The organism is Stieleria maiorica (genome assembly GCF_008035925.1).
Taxonomy (GTDB): domain Bacteria; phylum Planctomycetota; class Planctomycetia; order Pirellulales; family Pirellulaceae; genus Stieleria; species Stieleria maiorica.
Map to the genome: position 1 here is coordinate 9876834 of NZ_CP036264.1, position 17460 is coordinate 9894293.

The 17460-nt window shown below is 60.3% G+C and carries 12 protein-coding genes; 8 read left to right on the forward strand and 4 right to left on the reverse strand.

Features of this window, described 5'->3' with window-relative positions; all coding sequences use genetic code 11:
- Positions 1-54 precede the first annotated feature (54 nt).
- The 3 genes from Mal15_RS33775 (at position 55) to Mal15_RS33785 (ending at position 4528) form a co-directional block, all read left to right on the forward strand.
- Positions 55-678: an RNA polymerase sigma factor gene (locus Mal15_RS33775; RefSeq protein WP_147871758.1), complete on the forward strand. Its 624-nt coding sequence runs from the start codon at positions 55-57 to the stop codon at positions 676-678.
- Positions 678-3479 (forward strand): serine/threonine-protein kinase, encoded by a 2802-nt coding sequence (locus Mal15_RS33780; protein ID WP_147871759.1) that lies wholly within the window; start codon positions 678-680, stop codon positions 3477-3479. Before Mal15_RS33775 ends, Mal15_RS33780 begins: the two co-directional genes overlap by 1 nt.
- A 137-nt stretch (positions 3480-3616) precedes the next feature.
- Positions 3617-4528 (forward strand): hypothetical protein, encoded by a 912-nt coding sequence (locus Mal15_RS33785; protein ID WP_147871760.1) that lies wholly within the window; start codon positions 3617-3619, stop codon positions 4526-4528.
- Positions 4529-5057: 529 nt separating this feature from the next.
- On the opposite strand, the gene Mal15_RS33790 is transcribed toward Mal15_RS33785, so the two are convergent.
- On the reverse strand, positions 5058-6743 hold the full coding sequence (locus tag Mal15_RS33790) for a glycosyltransferase family 8 protein (RefSeq protein WP_167547209.1): 1686 nt from the start codon (positions 6741-6743) through the stop codon (positions 5058-5060).
- Between the two features lie 167 nt (positions 6744-6910).
- Positions 6911-9049 (reverse strand): prolyl oligopeptidase family serine peptidase, encoded by a 2139-nt coding sequence (locus Mal15_RS33795; RefSeq protein WP_147871762.1) that lies wholly within the window; start codon positions 9047-9049, stop codon positions 6911-6913.
- Positions 9050-9161: 112 nt separating this feature from the next.
- On the opposite strand from Mal15_RS33795, the gene Mal15_RS33800 reads away from it, so the two are divergent.
- The 3 genes from Mal15_RS33800 (at position 9162) to hemA (ending at position 14148) form a co-directional block, all read left to right on the forward strand.
- Positions 9162-11933 (forward strand): ComEC/Rec2 family competence protein, encoded by a 2772-nt coding sequence (locus Mal15_RS33800; protein WP_147871763.1) that lies wholly within the window; start codon positions 9162-9164, stop codon positions 11931-11933.
- A gap of 101 nt (positions 11934-12034) precedes the next feature.
- Positions 12035-12871 (forward strand): cytochrome c biogenesis protein CcsA, encoded by an 837-nt coding sequence (locus tag Mal15_RS33805; RefSeq protein WP_167547210.1) that lies wholly within the window; start codon positions 12035-12037, stop codon positions 12869-12871.
- Positions 12871-14148 carry a glutamyl-tRNA reductase gene (gene hemA, locus Mal15_RS33810; RefSeq protein ID WP_147871765.1) on the forward strand — a complete coding sequence of 426 codons (1278 nt, stop codon included), beginning with the start codon at positions 12871-12873 and terminating at the stop codon, positions 14146-14148. Before Mal15_RS33805 ends, hemA begins: the two co-directional genes overlap by 1 nt.
- A gap of 6 nt (positions 14149-14154) precedes the next feature.
- Here the strand turns inward: hemA and Mal15_RS34345 are convergent, their stop codons facing one another.
- The gene (locus Mal15_RS34345) at positions 14155-14580 is read right to left on the reverse strand and encodes a hypothetical protein (RefSeq protein ID WP_167547211.1); all 426 of its coding nucleotides are present in this window, start codon (positions 14578-14580) and stop codon (positions 14155-14157) included.
- 30 nt (positions 14581-14610) lie between these two features.
- Positions 14611-15123 (reverse strand): SMC-Scp complex subunit ScpB, encoded by a 513-nt coding sequence (scpB, locus tag Mal15_RS35235; protein ID WP_233903196.1) that lies wholly within the window; start codon positions 15121-15123, stop codon positions 14611-14613.
- Positions 15124-15590: 467 nt separating this feature from the next.
- On the opposite strand from scpB, the gene Mal15_RS33825 reads away from it, so the two are divergent.
- Both Mal15_RS33825 and Mal15_RS33830 read left to right on the forward strand, forming a co-directional pair.
- Positions 15591-16214, forward strand: coding sequence for a hypothetical protein (locus tag Mal15_RS33825; protein ID WP_233903197.1), 624 nt, complete (start codon positions 15591-15593; stop codon positions 16212-16214).
- Entirely contained in the window at positions 16215-17360 is a 1146-nt protein-coding gene (locus Mal15_RS33830; protein WP_147871766.1) for a cysteine desulfurase family protein, read from the forward strand. It begins immediately after the preceding gene.
- Positions 17361-17460 lie beyond the last annotated feature (100 nt).

The window sequence follows — 17460 nt, forward strand, 5'->3', positions numbered from 1 at the left end:
GAAACCTAATGGCGATTCTCTCGTTTCTCGAAAAATTGTTTCCCTGCGGCTGTCGTGAGCGAACCATCTGACCTTTCCACCAGTGCAACGCTACTCGGGCAGCTGCGATCTAAACCCGACGATTCCGCGGCATGGCGCCGTTTCGAATCCCGCTACGCCCCGTTGGTTTCCGCCTGGTGTCGCCGTTGGGGGATGCAACGTTCCGATGCCGATGACGTGGTGCAGGAAGTCTTGATGGCTTTCTCGCGACAAGCTGCTTCGTTCGAGTACGACGGCCAGCTACGCTTTCGTGGCTTTCTGCGAACCATTGCCCGTCGCGCCTGGGCCGACTTTTTGACCAACAAGCAGCGTCAGGCGATCGCGACCGGCGATACGGTTGTTCATCAAATGCTCCAGCAGCACGGCGATGGCGATCAATTCGCCGAGCAAATGGAGGCCGAATGGAAACGCGAATTGCTCGAGAAAGCCATGCTGCGGGTGCGTGATCGAGTGCAGCCGAAAACCTGGCAAGCGTTCGAACAGCTGACGCGAAACGGGCGCTCGGGCGAACAGGTGGCCGAGTCGTTAGACATGAAAGTCGGTGCCGTCTGGGTCGCCAAAAGCAAGGTCAAGAAGATGCTGCAGGAAGAGGTCGCGATCTTGGAGCAAGCCGAACTGCTTCCGCCGGATCCGTGTTGATGGACTGCCCCACCGAAGAATCGCTGCGGATGCTATTGAGCGGCGGCTACTCGGTCCATGAAGACCTGGGCGGCGGACTGCTGGACCACGTGGGCCAATGCGAGTCCTGTCAGCGGCGACTAGAAAGCTTGGCCGACGTGGACGTGTCAGACGTCGACCGCCTGGAAACCCTGTTGGGCGATCAGCACCTCGCATGGCCGACCATCGGTGTCGACGAAGAGCGACGTATCGACGCGGCGTCCCAAACAGAACAACTCCGATCGAATCGCTCCCCAACGGATCCCAGCAACGATCCGACCTTGGCGCAGACCCATGACATGCGGTTGGCCCATGACATTCGGTTGGGGTCGAAAGCGGTCACCGCTGGAAACGGTAGCGACCGACGCGCGTCCGCTGGAGCGTTCGGCGACTATGAATTGTTGCGACAGATCGGTGCCGGCGGCATGGGTGTGGTCTATAAGGCACGTCAAAAAAGTGCCAACCGCATCGTGGCGGTGAAGCTGATCCGCCCCGATCAACTTTCCATGTTAACGCCGGAACGTGCAGAAACGTGGAAAAAACGTTTTCGCGCCGAAGCCCAAGCGGCGGCTCGGCTTGATCATGACCATGTCGTGACGATCTATGAGGTCGGCGAGGTCGACGGCACGCTGTTCTATTCGATGCAATTCATCGATGGCTCCAGCCTGTCATCGGTGGTGCAGGACAACCCGATCGAGAACCGGCGCGTGGCTGCGTTGATGGCGAAAGTCGCCGGTGCAGTCGATCATGCGCACCAGAGCGGCATCTTGCACCGCGACCTCAAGCCACAAAACATTTTGCTGCGCGAAAGCCGGGTCTCGTCATTTTCGTCCGCGGCCACGCTCTCGTCCCATTCTGTACCCCAACGTGATGCCGCTGGTGGCGATTCATCTGACCGTCGAAGCGTAGAACGGAACGCTGAGTTCTCTGAACGGCCCTACGTGGCGGACTTTGGGTTGGCCAAAGCGACCGACGAGGGCATCGCCGGCAGCACCCACACGGGCGAGGTGATGGGGTCACCTTCATTCATGTCGCCCGAACAAGCCCAGGATGCCTCGCGTTGCACCCAAGCCAGCGACATCTACAGCTTGGGCGCGACGCTCTATTTCTGCCTGACCGGTCGGCCGCCCTTTCGATCCGCCTCCGCAATCGAAACGTTGCGTCAGGTCATCGACGAAGAGCCGGTCGAACCACGTGAATTGAACCGGGCGATCGATGCGGACTTGCAAACCATCACGCTGAAGGCACTCTTCAAAGAGCCTGCCAAACGCTACGCGTCCGCCGCCGACTTGGCCGATGATTTGAACCGCTACCTGCGCGGTGAACCGATCCTGGCCCGCCCGGTCAGCCGCGTGGAACGATCGATTCGTTGGTGTCGCCGAAATCCGATGGTTGCGACGCTGGCTAGCGGCATCGCGATGTTGCTGATCGTGATCGCGACGATTTCGCTGCTCTCGTCGATTCGGCTGCGCCAACATGTCCAACGGGAAAGCGAAGCTCGAAAAGAAGCCGAAGAGTTCTTTTCGGTTTCGTTGAACGTGATTCACGAGATGGTTACCAGCTATGCCAGCGATTCGCTGGAGCATGTACCGCAAATGCAAACGGCGCGGCGTGAATTGCTCCATCGTGCCTTGTCGCTCTATGAACGCTTGTCGCAGTCGCGGCCCAGCAATCCACAATTGTGGAACCAGTACGCTCGGACACGCTATCGGATCGCACTGCTGCACAGTCTGCTGGGCGAAACTCACGAAGCCCAACTCGCGTTTCGCGACGCGATCGCGGTGCTCGATTCACTGATCGAAGCATCACCTGATGACATGGACCTACAGGTCCAGTGGGCGCGGTCGCACGCGATGCTCGGAGAAACACTTCGCATCACCAATCCCGAGACCGCTCGCGTGCATTTCCAGCGTGGGCTCTCGCTGCAAACGAAGTTTCATCGGCAGTTCCCGGAAAACACCGATTACAAACTCGAGTGCAGTCGAACGCTGAACAACCTGGGACTGCTGCTGACCCAGACGGGTGAGTTTTCTGTCGCGGAAGACGACTTCAATAGCGCGATCGAGTTACTCCGAGAGCTGGCCGACGATACGTCGCTTCCGATAACGGACCGTTCGCGATTCCTGGCGGACCTTGCCCGGTCCCAAATCAACTTGGGCGTGCTGTTGCGAAAGTTCCCCGGCCGAGTCGACGGAGCACATCAGTCGTACGAGTTGGCGATCAAAAACCTTGAACAAGCGCTGGCGTTGGAGCCCGACAACCGTGATCACCAATTTCGCTTGGCGGTGGCCGAAGTCGACTTGGGAAATTTGCTGCTGACGGGAATCGAGGGTGGGAAAGAATCGGCACTCGGGTTTGCCACCGATGCGACGCAGCGGTTAACGAAACTGTTCGATGAGTTTCCCGGGATTCCGATCTACCTGTATGAATCAGCCAACGCCGGCAATAGCGTCGCCGGTGCGCTCGCGATGCTCGGTCGCCGGCAAGAGTCGATGACCGAGTTTCAAAACGCCGTCGGCCGGCTGGAACTGATGACGGACAAGTTTCCCGAATTCGCGGAGACCGAAGCCCGTTTCCACAGTTTACGCGGACGCCTGTTGGGCGGCATCGGGTACCTGCATTCACAAAACGGTGACTGGGACACCGCCAAACAGTATGTCGATCAAGCCATCGTGAACCAGCGCGCCGCGCTCCGTCGGCAACCGCTCAATCCCGAGATCCAAGACTTCCTGGACCAACACCTCGCCTTTGAAAAGTCCGTCTCGGAAAGATTGGACGATTGAACCAAGGATGCCGATAACGACGATGTGTGTTCGGTCACCGGTCGCGAAGGCCGTCCAATGACTCTTGTTAAGATCCCTTGGAAATGCGCAACCGGGGCTGCAGACGTGTTGGCCACCTTCTGTTCGCCATCGCACTTGTGTGGTCGCTGGCGGCGCTGCCGACAACGCAGGCCCAAATTGTGGTCGGCGACAGCGGGGTCGGCTACATCGATTCCGCCGTGCTGGGAAACCAAATCCGATTCCGCTTTGACGCCGCATACTCCAGTCGCTTTGCCGACCGAGCCGAATTCGTTTATGCCCAGTACGGTGTCGCAGGCGCACCGGAACTGGAACGAGGCATCGACAACCACCAAGAACTCGCCACGTACCTTGAGTGGCATCGCTGGGAAAACGTTTCCCTGTTCGCCGAACTCCCGATTCGATGGATCGACCCGGTTGTCAACGCCAACACCGGAGGCTTGTATGACATCCAAGCTGGCGTCAAAGCCTCGTTGCTGGAAAGTGAAACGTCGTTGTTTACGGCGCAGCTGCGAGGGTACTTTCCGACCGGGGACGCAAGTAAAAGCCTGAGCACCGATCACGTCAGTCTGGAGCCGGGGTTGCTAAGCCTGTTTCGGCCCAGCTGTAACGTGACGGTTGAATCGGAGCTGCGTTATTGGATCCCGATCGGTGGCTCGACGGCTCCTCCGGTCGGCGGAACGGGTGAGCGTCGCGAGTTTACCGGCGAAGTGCTGCGGTATGGACTGGGGGCCAGCTACAAGGCCCTCGAGGGTTCGCGGTTGGATGTTTCCCCGGTCGCGGAAGTCGTCGGTTGGCACGTCTTCAGCGGACTGCGTAGCGATTCGACCGGTCAGCGGAACTCCGCCGTCAACGACGCCATCGTTAACTTCAAGGTGGGCGCAAGGTTTTCGATCAAGTCGAACCCATGCTGCGGCCGGTCTCCCACCAGCCAGTCTCCCACCAGCTTGTACGTCGGTTACGGAACCGTTCTCACCGACAGCAATTGGTACAGCGATATCGTTCGGTTTGAGCTGCGACGATCATTTTGATGACGAGGGGGGATGCTTGGATGGATCGTAGACGGTGTGCCGGGGGAGAGTGGCACGGGCATCAGTCAAAAGGAACGCGGCAATCGTTGGTGTTCAGGCTTTAGCCGCCCACTGTCGCTGCTTCGCAGCGACCGGGAATCGCCTAAAGGGACCGTCAAGCTTAGGACGGAGGCGAAACGCGACGAATCCAAATAATCTGGCCGATTGGGTAAGAGGTGGTCGGTGGAGGGGTGTACGACGTCCTTTCTAGGTCGTCGCGCTGAGCCCCACGGGCGACGGCCCGGAAGGGCCATCGTACCCCAAGAAGAGCATCGCCCTAAGCTGGACGGTCCCTAAAGGCTAGACACCAGCGCTCACGCCCGTGCCATTCGTGCCGGGGACGATTGAGACAATTGTCGGGGGAGCGATTGGGACAATGGCTCTACCATGGTTGAACGTGCACGCGAGTGTGACGTGGGGCCCCTCGCTTACGCGTCGGGCTGGCATGCGGCAACCGAGTTTCGATGCGGGGAGGTTGCGGACGCCGTACTTACGCCGCGTGTTTGGCGGTGGTGGGGCGGTGGGGGAAAGGGTGTTTGGACTCGCAGAGCAGCCATTGCATCGGGCCGGCGCGGCGCTCGCCGAGCACCTGGGCTTGGCGGGGGATGCTCAGATTGGCGAGTTCGGGGAGCGACCAGTGCCGCGGCCGCTCGTCGTCCAGGATCGCGTCGATCACGGTGACGTCGTGCGTGGCGGCGAATTGCTCGTGCAGCCGCTCACAGATCCCGGGGCGAAACAGGTCGTGCGTCTCGATCAGGAAGTCACTGTCGGCGAAGGCTTCAGCGGCGCGCTCGTCGACCAACAACTCCGCCTCGCCGCCTTCGATGTCACAGATCACCAAACCGCGTCTTCCGTAAAGGTCGCCGAACATGCATTCAGCTTGAACGACCAAGCGGTCTTCCACGCCGTTAGCCGCCGCCATCTCGGCGATCGCCGCCCGGGCTTCGCGTTGCAGCTCGTACGCCAACACCCGGGCATCCGGCCAACGCATCGCGCAGCCGATCGCGTAGTAACCTTCCGCGCCGCCGACGTCGATGATCACCGGATAGTCTTTGGCAAGCAAACGATTCAATACCGGTTGCAGTTCGGCTTCGTACGTGCCCAACAACTTCGCCGCCAGCGTGCTGCCGTGCGAGTAGGCTTCGGGGTAGCGCAGCCCGGCAAAGGGGCCGCGCCGGACCGTCATCTCGCCAGCAAACTGCAACACCATTTCACGATCACGGGCCTGTAACATTGCCCGCCGCATCTGACGTTCGGCTGCGGCCTTGTCACGCCGCTGCTGACGGATCCGACGGCGGCGGTTTCGGTACGCGGCGACGGGGCCACGCTGGTACCAGCGACGTTTCTTTTGCGGACGCTTCGGTAGATCAAATCCGGCATCGCGAACCGCCTCGGCCAGCTGCCAGAATTCATCAGCGAACGGATGCGGTCGCCAGGTTTGCCAGGGCTTCGAACCCTGACCGCTGAAGTGGATGACGTGTGGATCGGGCGTCGGCAAAGGCAACGCATCGGGACCCGAAAAGAAACGATGCGTCACGTTGTACTCTGGCGCAAGACGCGTCCACCCCCCGGCGAACTGCACCGCCAAGATGTCTTGATCGGGGTAGACCCATCGATCGGGATCCTGCATCACCTTGTCCAACATCGCCTGGCTGGTCCGCTTCGAGCGCCAAACGGCCAAGTCGATCGCGAGCACACCGCTGTTCAGGTACGCCGATTCGGGCGGCAACCCGAGTCGTTCGACCGCCGGATGGGCTTCGGGAACCGCCGCCAAGCCGGAATCACCCAGATCCTGGTTGAACAGTTCGTCCAACGGCCCGCGGACCAGTGTGTCGCCATCCAGGTAGACGACGCGGCCGATCTCTGCCGGCAGAATTTGCGGCAGGGCCAGTCGGTACAAGACCGAGACGTCCCAGTCGGAATGCTGGGCGAACTGGCGGGGGAACGATTCGCCGACACGGTGGAAGGCGACCACGGCGCCGTTGGCCTGGATCAGGTTGCCGATATGGGATTGATCGGCGTCGTGAATGTCACCGTCGTGGACGATGTGGAATTCACAGCGCCGGGTCTGGGACCGGATCACCGAAAGCATGCTGACCAGCGCATAGGAGATGAAGTCTCGGTTGATCGTGTAGACGAACCGGAACGATTCGCTGGGTGTCCGCGGGCAATCCATTGGCGCGTTTTTTGGTGGGAGGGGTAGTGGACGAGGCGACGAGTCCATTCGGATTGCCAGCTGCGAGGACTCCTCGCGTCGTCCACTACCGTTTACCCGAATGTATCGACAGGCTGGAAGCCTATCCCACTCGTGCCGATAGCAAATAGGGCCTGCGGCCGACAATGTCAGTTCAGGTTTGCTTGCAAGAATGCCCAGAGATCCGCGTACTGGTCGATCTGTTTGCTGACCGGGGTTCCCGCGCCGTGGCCGGCTCGGGTTTCGATGCGGATCAACGTCGGATTGTCACAGGACTGGGCGGCTTGCAGGGCCGCAGCGAACTTGAAACTGTGTCCCGGCACGACGCGGTCGTCGCGGTCGGCCGTCGTGATCATTGTCGGCGGATAACACGTCCCCGGTTTCAAGTTGTGAAGCGGTGAATACGACAGCAAGTTCTCGATCTGGTCCGCTTCGTCACTGCTGCCATACTCGGTGACCCAGGCCCATCCGATCGTGAACTTGTGGTAGCGAAGCATGTCCATCACGCCGACGGCCGGCAAACAGGCGCCGAACAGATCGGGCCGCTGGGTCATGACGGCGCCGACCAACAACCCACCGTTGCTGCCGCCGCGGATGCCCAACCGGCCTGACGTGGTGTATCCGGCATCGATCAGGTGTTCCGCCGCGGCGATGAAGTCGTCGAAGACGTTTTGTTTTTTCAGCCGCATGCCCGATTCATGCCACTCGCGTCCGTACTCTCCGCCGCCGCGCAAATTGGCCACCGCATAAATCCCTCCGGCATCGACCCAGGCGGCGTTGGCGGGCGAGAACACGGGGGTCAGCGAAACGTTGAACCCGCCGTAGGCATACAGCAAGGTTTGATTGGTGCCGTCCAGTTTGCTGTCTTTGCGACGCGTGATGATGATCGGAATCTTCGTGCCGTCCTTGCTGTCGCAAAAGATCTGTTCGGTGACGAAGGCATCCAAGTCCAGATCGATCTCACTTTGTCGCCACAAAGACGTCGCTTCGGCTGGAGAGTCCTCGGTCAGGTCGACTCGATAGATCGCACCGGGCGTGACGTAATTCGTGAAACTAAAGAACGTCTCGGTAGCGTCCTGGTGACCGCCGAAGCCGCTGACGGTTCCGACACCGGGCAAATCGAAATCGCCGATCGAGGATCCGTCGATCGCGTATCGGCTGACGTGGCTGCGGGCATCGCGGAGAGCGTCGACGTAGAACGTTTCTCCGAACAGGCTGACCGATTCGATCACATCTTCGGACTCACCGATCACTTCTTTCCAATGCTCACGCTGCGGCGCGTTCACGTCGACGGCGATCACGCGTCGCCGCGGAGCCTGGTGATCGGTCAGGAAGTACATTGTGTCTTCGTTCGAACCGATGAAGTCGTATTCGAAATCGAATCCCGTGATCAGGGGCATGATTTCCGAATCGGCATCGCGGAGGTCTTTGACGAAGACTTGCGACTTCGGTTCGCTGCCTTTCCAGTTCTGGATCACCAGGTACCGTCCGTCGTCGGTGACGACCGGCGAGAATCCCCATTTGGGATGATCCGGACGTTTCAGAATCAACGGGTCGTCGCTCTGGTCGGTTCCCAGGGCGTGAAAGTGCAGCCGTTGGTTTTCGTTGGTGCCGGTCAATTCCGATCCGGCATCGGGTTCGTCGTAGCGGGCGTAAAAGAAACCGCTGTTGTCGGGCAACCAAGCGATCGAGCTGAATTTGACCCAATGGACGGCGTCCTCCAGATCCTTGCCGGTGGCTACGTCACGAACTTTCCAGGTCCGCCAATCGCTGCCGCCGTCGGCCAATCCGTAAGCGATCAACGAACCGTCACGTGTCAGCTCGGTACCGGCCAGTGCGACCGTGCCGTCGTCGCTCAACTTGTTCGGGTCGATCAGCACCTGTCGCTCGGCGGACAGCGAATCGGCCATGTAAAGGACGCTTTGGTTCTGCAGCCCGTTGTTGTGGGTATAGAAGTAGCGCTCGCCGCGGCGACTGGGGACGCCATAGCGTTCATAGTTCCAAAGCTTTTCAAGCCGCTGTCGCATCGGTTCGCGCTGGGGAAGCGATTGCAAGTAGGCCTGAGTGACTTCATTTTGTGCCTTGACCCATTGTTCGGTCTCGTCGCTCTCGGTGTCTTCCAGCCAGCGAAAGGGGTCGGCGACCTCGATGCCGTGGTACGAATCGCGGACGTCCGCCTGGTCGGTGACGGGGTACTTCAACGTGGTTGGGGTGACTTGTGCGTTCAAAACAGAAACGGCCGATAGCAGCAAAAGGAGGGACGTGATCGCTCGCGTTGGTTGATTCATGACGTTGGGTTTCACGATTGGAAAGGCGTTGCGATGTAAAGTTCACTTCAGGGGGTGTCGGACTACTTCATTGTCGGTCGCGACTGGTCTATTCTAACCAGATAGCGCCACTTTGACGTCGCCACTCTTGCCGGCGAAGGTAGCTACGTTTTGGCGGCGATTCAAATTGATTGCCAGCACGCTAATGGGAGCGACCGGGGTGAACGCGGCTTGGAGGCGACGATCGCGGTTGCGGCAATGGATGCGGCGTGACTGGTTGAATCGGGACCTGCTGCTGGAGCCCGGCGGACGACTGGCGTCGATGCTGCACCGGTTTCCGTTTGTCGTTGCCAGTGGCTTCGCCGCGTTGGGGGTGGTCTGCGATGCGTGGTGGTATGTGTCGTTGTGGACCAGCATGACGCGTTGGTTGTCGATCGCTGCGGTGGCGGGTTTGTTGCCCCTGGCGATCGAGCGCATGCTGCGCCCCTCGCCGACGGGAGTGCAATGGACCGGCGTGGGAGGATCGGCTCGCGTGGTCCGCTGGACGTGCAATGCGGTCTTGTGGATGTGTTGCTTTGGGGTGTTGCATGCGTGGAGCGAAACATCATATCGCGGCGCGTCGATTCGGGCGTTGGTCGATCAATCCGACCAGCCGATCGTGGTGCGGGGCCGGCTGGATTGTACGGTCTCGCTGCGCCGCAATCCGATTTCATACGGGCGCCGGGGTGATGGCCAATCGCCGTGGCAAAGTCAATTGACGATTGCGCTGGATCAGCGTCGTGTGGGCGACGGTTATGAAGCGATCGACGGCAAGGTGTTGGTTTACGTCGACGGGGATATGAGCGAGTTTCGCCCCGGGGATCGGTTGGAGATCTATGGCTGGCTGCGTTCCTTTGAAGGTCCGACCAACCCTGGCGAAAGCGACCTGCGTCCTTCGTATCGACGCCGCGGGCTGCACGGCCGCATTGAAACGAAACACGCCGGTGCGATCACATTGCTGCAGCCATCGCCCGACCGAATCGCCGCTGCGGTGGCGGGGATCGCCACACGGGGGCGTCAATCGTTGCTGCGTCACACCGACCAGGTGACCGGACCGTTGGCGGTCGCGTTGGTCGTCGGCCAGCGTGAGTTTGTGGACCCGAAGACGCGCGATGCTTTGTTGGCCACCGGCACGGCGCACTTGCTGTCGGTCAGCGGAATGCACTTGGCGATTCTGGTGCTGGTGGTGACCTGGATCGTTTCCGCACTGGGGATTCAGCCGTTCAGCCGCTTTGTGGTGATTGTGGCGGTCAGCGCGTTGTATGTCGCGGTGACGGGCGGCCGCCCGCCGGTGATGCGGGCAGCGATTTTGATTTCAATGCTGTTGTTGTCGACCTGTGTTCGGCGGACATCCCAGCCGATCAATACGTTGGGCGTGGCGGCGTTGCTGTTGATCTTGTTGAACCCGATGAACGTGTTTTCGGTCGGCGTTCATCTGTCGTTCTTGGCGGTGATCACGTTGATGCTGGCCGGACGACCGATCGTGCCGGGGTCGATGCGATCGGAGATGGAATTGCAGCGTGAGAGCGGTTTCCAAGCGATGGTCGACGCGTCGTCCAGCCGCTACGTCCGACACGCCAAAACGGTCGCCCGGTTCTTCGGCCAGATGGCATGGCTCAGTGCATGCGTGACGGCCGTCAGTTTGCCGTTGGTGTGGTCGAACTTTCATCTGGTGTCGCTGGTCAGCGTGTTGACCAACGTGTTGGTGTGGGCCGGATTGATGTTGGCGTTGCCGGCCGGTGTGTTGACGGTGATCTTGGATCCCGTTCACAGCTGGTTGGGGATGATCCCCGGAACGGTCTGTCACGTGGCCTTGCGGTACATGTGGTGGATCATCCAGGGAACGGCTACCTGGCCGGCCGGGCACGCCTGGCTGCCGGCACCACCGACCGCCGCGGTGGGACTGTTTTACGCGGTGATGGCGGCGTCGTTGATTTGGCGGTCGCGGCGAGCGCGTTGGTTCCGCTGTGGCTGGGTGCTGGTGTGGGGATTGGCGGTATTCGCGATTTCGACGCGTGTCAGTCCGCTGCCGCCGAGCACTTTGGAAGCCACGTTCATCGACGTCGGGCACGGGACCAGCGTGATCGTGCGGACGCCCGACGAAAGGGTGTGGTTGTATGATTGCGGACGGATGGGCAACCACTTCGGCACCAGCCGCGACATCGACACCGCGCTCTGGTCGCTGGGGGTGACACACTTGGACGGGGTGTTTCTATCACACGCCGACGCGGATCATTACAACGCCTTGCCGGCGATCTTGGATCGATTTTCGGTCGACCAGATCATCACGCCACCGGCGATGTTGCACGGCGGTGACGCGGCCCTTGCGCCGGTTCGCGCGGCAATCGCCGATCACGGGATTCCCGTCCGCGAGGTCACTGCAGACGAGGTCACTGCAGACGAGGTCACTGCGGACGGGATCGCAGAGGAGGAGGGCGGGGCGAGGGTCGTGCCGGCGGGCATGTCGGTGTTGCATCCGTCCGGCCACCGCATCACCGGCAGCGACAACGCCAACAGCATGGTGTTGCGAATCGACCATGGCGGCGGAACGTTGTTGTTGCCGGGGGATTTGGAGCCGCCGGGGACCGGGGCGTTGGCATCACGGCCGCGGCCGCCGGCCGGTGGCGTGTTGATGGCACCCCACCATGGCAGTTTGTCGATGGACGCCGATGTGGTGTTGGCCTGGGCGCGGCCGCAGCAGACGATCGTCAGCGGCAGCCGTCGGGCGGCGCGGACGGAAGTCGAAGCGATGTTGTCGGTGACCGGCAGCGGCGTACACATCACCGCCCGCAGCGGTGCCATTCGGGTGCGACTGGATGACACTGGAAAAATCGGTATTCGAAGATGGTTGGAGAGTCCTTGGTGAGCCCTCGCCGACCGGTTGACTCTGGCCATTTTCACGGCGATGTGTACCATGACAGCCTGCAACGTGTTTGTCTCGGGACCGCTTTTGGAGCCAATTCGCCTGTGTTGGGAATCCTTCACCAGATTTCTATCACCTGTTTTTTCACCAGTTATCTGGTGGCGTTGCTGCTGGAGCTGACGCGGCTAGTCGGCCAATTCCGGTTTCGGATGGCGGCGGTGCTGGCGATGATGGGCGTGGGGCTGTTCACCCACATCAGCTACCTGTTTTTACGGGCCGTGGATCTGCCCGACGATGACGGCCGGGGGCTGTTGTCCAGCTGGGCCGAGTGGTCGCTGTTGTTGGCGCTGGGGCTGGCGATCTGTTTTTTGATCGCCTACGTCCGCCGCAGCGACACGATCATCAGTTTCTTTTTTCTGCCGCTGATCTTGCTGACCATCGGGCTAGGAATTTGGATCGGCGGTTGGGAGCGGTTTTCACGCACCGAAACGGCCAACGCGTGGCGATCGATTCATGGGTTGGCGATGATGATCGGGACCGGCGCGGTGTTGGTCGGTTTTCTGGCCGGGGTGATGTACCTGGTGCAATCCTGGCGTCTGAAGCACAAGCGGGCCGGGATGCGGGGGTTCCGTCTGCCGACGCTGGAGACGCTCGACTGGGCCAACCGACGGACGCTGGTGATCAGCACCGCCGCAGTGGGGATCGGGGTGGTTGCCGGTGCGATCATGAATTTGAATCAAAACGAGCACTTCGAATGGTCCGACGGCGGAATCCTGTTGTCGCTGGTTCTGTTCCTGTGGCTGGTGGCGGCCACGGCGATCGAGTTTCTGTACTCGCCGGCCAGCCGGGGGCGAAAGGCGTTCTACATGACGTTGGCCAGCCTGGGCTTTCTGGTCCTGGCGCTCGTCGGCGTCATCTTCAGTTCACACGGGGTGGGCTGATGAAACTGCAAATGATCGGCTGCAGTCACCACGACTCGGCCGTTGAATTCCGTGAACGGGTTGCGTTTTCGGGCGACCAAATCGATACGGCCTTGGACGAGTTCCGCCGGCGGTTTCCCAAAGGCGAATTGGTGCTGCTGAGCACGTGTAATCGGACCGAGCTGTACACGACGACCGACGAAGAGTTCTCGCTCGATCGCGACGCCGTGATCCGGTTTCTGGCCGAACAACATCAGCTGCCGGCCGATGAAGTCGTCGAGCAGATGATCTATCGCAGCGGACATGATGCGGTCGAACACCTGTTCACGGTCGCATCGAGTCTGGACAGCATGGTGATCGGCGAATCCCAAATCCTCTCACAGGTCAAACAGGCCTACGATTTGGCCTGTCAATCGGGATCGGCCGGTCCGCTGACGCACGCCGTCTTTCAAGCCGCCAATCATGCGGCCAAGCGGGTGCAAACGGAGACGGAGATTCATCGCCGACGGGTCAGCGTGCCCAGCGTGGCGGTGGGCGAAGTCGTTCCGGAAGTGTTCGATTCGTTGGTCGGCAAACGGGTGTTGATCTGCGGTGCCGGGGAGATGGGCGAAGAAACGCTTCGTTATCTGATCCAAGCCGGGGCGAACGACATCGTGGTTTTGAACCGATCGCTGGAGCGAGCCAAGGGCCTGGCCGATGCGTTTTCGATCCGATACGCCCCTTGGGAGAGTTTGTTGGATCAGGTCGTTCAAGCGGACTTGATGGTCGGCACGACGGCGGCGACCGAACCGATTTTGACCTACGAGCAATACGCCAAACTGCGATCGCAGCGACGCGACCGAGTGCTGTTGGTGTTGGACCTGGCCGTGCCGCGTGACTTCGACGCCCGGCTGGACGATTTTCCCAACCTGTACCTTTACCAGATCGACGACTTGCAGGCGGCGTGCCAGCGAAATCGGCACGAGCGGGAGAAGGAGTGGCCCAAAGCGCAGCGGATCATCACGGAGGAAACGCAGCGTTTATTGACCGATTTGAATCATCGCGCGACTGGTCCGGTGATCAAACGTTTGCGGCAGCACGCGCAGCAGATCAAACAGGACGAACTGGAGCGGTTGCTGCCCAAGTTACGCGCCTTGGGCGGTGAACCGGCAATGCAAAAAGAGATCGAGAAATCGCTTGACCGGTTGATCAACAAGTTGTTGCACCCGCCGCTATCGTCATTGAAAGAGGACGCGGCCGAGGGGCATCAAAAGGGGCTGGTCAAGGCGTTGCGGGAGCTATTCCGGCTGGGGGATTGATCGATCTCAATCCCACTCTTCGTCGTCGCCATCGCCGTCGTCATCCCAGTCGTCTTCTTCATCGTCGTCCCAGTCATCGGCTTCATCGTCGTCGAAGTCTTCTGATTCTTCGTCGTCATCGCCGAAGTCGTCGTCATCCTCGTCGTCGACTTCTTCCCAGTCGTCGTCCTCTTCGGCGTCTTCGTCCTCGTCGTCCTCCTCCTCGTCGTCGTCCTCGTCGATGTCGTCCCAGTCTTCGTCTTCGTCGTCGAAGTCATGATCGCCTTCGTACAGATCATCTTCTTCGTCTTCGATCACCGCCAGCGGCGTATCGACAACGGGATCGACGGGAAACCACAGCAACGAATCATCGACCAGATGACCCGTCGTCGGTTCGGGAGAGGATGCAAACGGGTTGGTTGGGGTGACCGATGCGAAAGCAACAAGGCTCACGACTGACTCCTTCTTAGATGTCGAAACTGCTTAGCTCGAGTGTTCTGAATCAAATGGTTCTGGGTCTATTTCTGCATCTTCTTGCAACGGTTCCCAATTGATCGGCGGCAGGGCGTCGCCGGAGGGAAGTCCAAAAAGTTGTAAAAACTGCTTTGTTGTATCGTAAAGATAGGGTCGTCCGAGCTCTTCGCTTCGCCCGGAAATTCGAATTAAATCGCGTTCCATCAGTTGCCGCAACAACTCCCCACAAGCCACACCACGAATTGCTTCGACGTCGGCGCGTGAAACCGGACCGCGATACGCGACAACGGCCAGCGTCTCCATCATCGGCGATGATAACCGAACTGCTGAAGGTAAATGTCCCAGTCGGGCCAACCAAGGGGCATAAGCGGCGCGGGTTAACATTCGAAAACCCCCGGCGACCTGCTCGATCCGGATCGATCGACCCAAGTTGTCGTAAATCTGATTCAAGCGGCGGACAAGTGTACGGGTCTCCGTACCATCCGCCAAGTGAGCCAATTGGGCCAGTTTTCGCGTGGTCAACGGCGTTTTTGCGAGCAACAAGACTGCTTCCAATCGCATTCGCCGAATCGTCGGATCTTCATCTTCAGCCGCCTCGGCCGGCGATTGCTGTCCCGATTGCACAACCGGGTCCCGCGTCGCCCCGGGAAAAAGCACGTCGTAGGGACGCCGCGTGGATTTTGGCCGACCGCCGACTGTCGCGCCGGCTGCCCGACCGACTGCTTCCCGCATCAACCAAGGCTGGCTGCCGTCGGCCGACATCATAGCGTGCATTCGCGGCGATTTGCGGAGCGATGTCGATCGATACATGGCATAAACTGGTGGATGCTGTACTTTGGCTGTAACTTTGATGGTTCGCCCAAACATCCCCAATGGATGGCATCGTGTCCACGTCGGTCTCGTCAACCCGTTCGCCTAATTCACCCAACCGCTCTCGCAAGGGGTCGCGCCGTTCGCTGATCCTCGTAAGCTCGATTCTGAGCCTATTCTTGGTCGCGACCGTCGTGGCGATCAAGGGCAGTGTTTCCGGGACCGAGTTTGCGCCGAGCCATTTTCAGACCCGCCAATTCTCGTTTTACGAGATCCCGTTTTTCCACGTCCAAATCACGCCGATCACCCGGACGGACACGACCGGGCCGCTGGCACGTCAAATCCGGGCCAAAGGCTGGATCTCAATTGTCCGAGGAAAAAAGCCCAGCCATTGGCATCTGGTCTCGCTCCGACGAGGTCCGACGAACACCCCTGCTGTAGCCGGTTTGTTGACCGACACGATGCAGCTGCAAGATTCCGGCGGCCCGTTCTGGGTCGGCTGGAACAACGACCATCCCAACCGGGCATCCGTCTTGTGGCCCGCCGTTCAACGGCTGGCCGAGCGAGAATTGTACGTGATGCTTCCCGAGCTGTTTCAATTGGCCCGGACATTGCCCGGCAAGGACAACGCCGGCGAATTGACCGCCGTGATCGATCGCTGGCTGGTCGATCAATACGTGATGTTGGTCAAGGACTTGCGGGACGCCGACCGCCGGGATTTGGCCGACGACCTGCTGGCCGAAGCCCGGCGTGATTACCCCGCTTCGCAACAATTGGCCGATCTCGACAGCCGTGGCGGGTGAATGATTTATCTGGACAACAACGCCACCACCGCGATCGACCCCCAAGTCGCCGACGTGATCCACGCCGAGATGCTGCGCGGGCCGGCCAATCCCTCCAGCCAGCACGCCATCGGCCGCGGCTGCAGCGATCGACTGGACGATGCCATCCAGCGAATCGGGGCCCGCCTCGGAAGCGACCTGTCGTTGCCCGGCGGAGCCCGATTGATCATGACCAGCGGCGGCACCGAATCGAACAACCTGGCACTGGCCGGTTTAGCGAAACCCGACTCGCCGTTGGTCGTCAGCAGCATCGAACACGCCAGTGTGATCGGGTTCGCCCAGCAGGCTCAAAAGCAAGGCCGACACGTCCAGTTCCTGCCCGTCACTGCCGGAGGAGTGGTCCGTGTCGACGCGCTGCGACAGACCCTCGCCGATCTGGCCGGCCGGCAAGCGGTCGTCTCGGTGATGTCGGCCAACAACGAAACCGGCGTGGTCCAGCCGATCGCCGACGTCGCGGAGGCTTGTCGCGCTGCGGGTGCATTGTTGCACGTCGACGCGACCCAATCGATCGGCAAACTTCCCGCCACCATCGCCGACCTCCCCGCCGCGGCGATCACCATCACCCCGCACAAATTTCACGGACCGGCCGGTGTGGGGGCGTTATGGATCGACGCCGGAATCAAACTCCGCCCCCTTCTGTTTGGTGGGGAGCAGCAACTGGTCACCCGGCCGGGGACCGAGCCGGTTGCGCTCGTCATCGGGATGGCCAAAGCGATCGAAATCGCTGTGGAAAAACAGTCGGCGACCTGTCAGCAAATGGTCAGCCAACGGGGTCAATTCGAAGCGACGCTACGCCGCGAGTGCCCCGGGCTGTTGATCCACGGCGAAAACGAAACCCGTTTGCCGGGAACGAGTTGTGTTTCTTTTGCGGGCACCGATCGGCAGTCGATGTTGATGGCGTTGGACTTCGCCGGGGTGGCCTGCAGCAGCGGATCGGCGTGCAGCAGTGGTAGCAGCCCTCCGAGCCATGTTTTGCTTGCCATGGGATCCCCCGAGTGGGCTGTCGGAAGTGCGATCCGGTTCAGCCTGAGCCGGTTTTCCACGGAGGAAGAAATCGTCGAATCGGCTCGCCGTATCTGCCGTGTTTACAATAGGTTAAGATCCTAAGACTTTGTGGAAAACTAAGTGGAAAACTGACTTGAAAATGTTGATTTTGGGGTAAAATGTCAGAGGGCGTGAATCATCCATCGTCAACCGATTTGTTTCC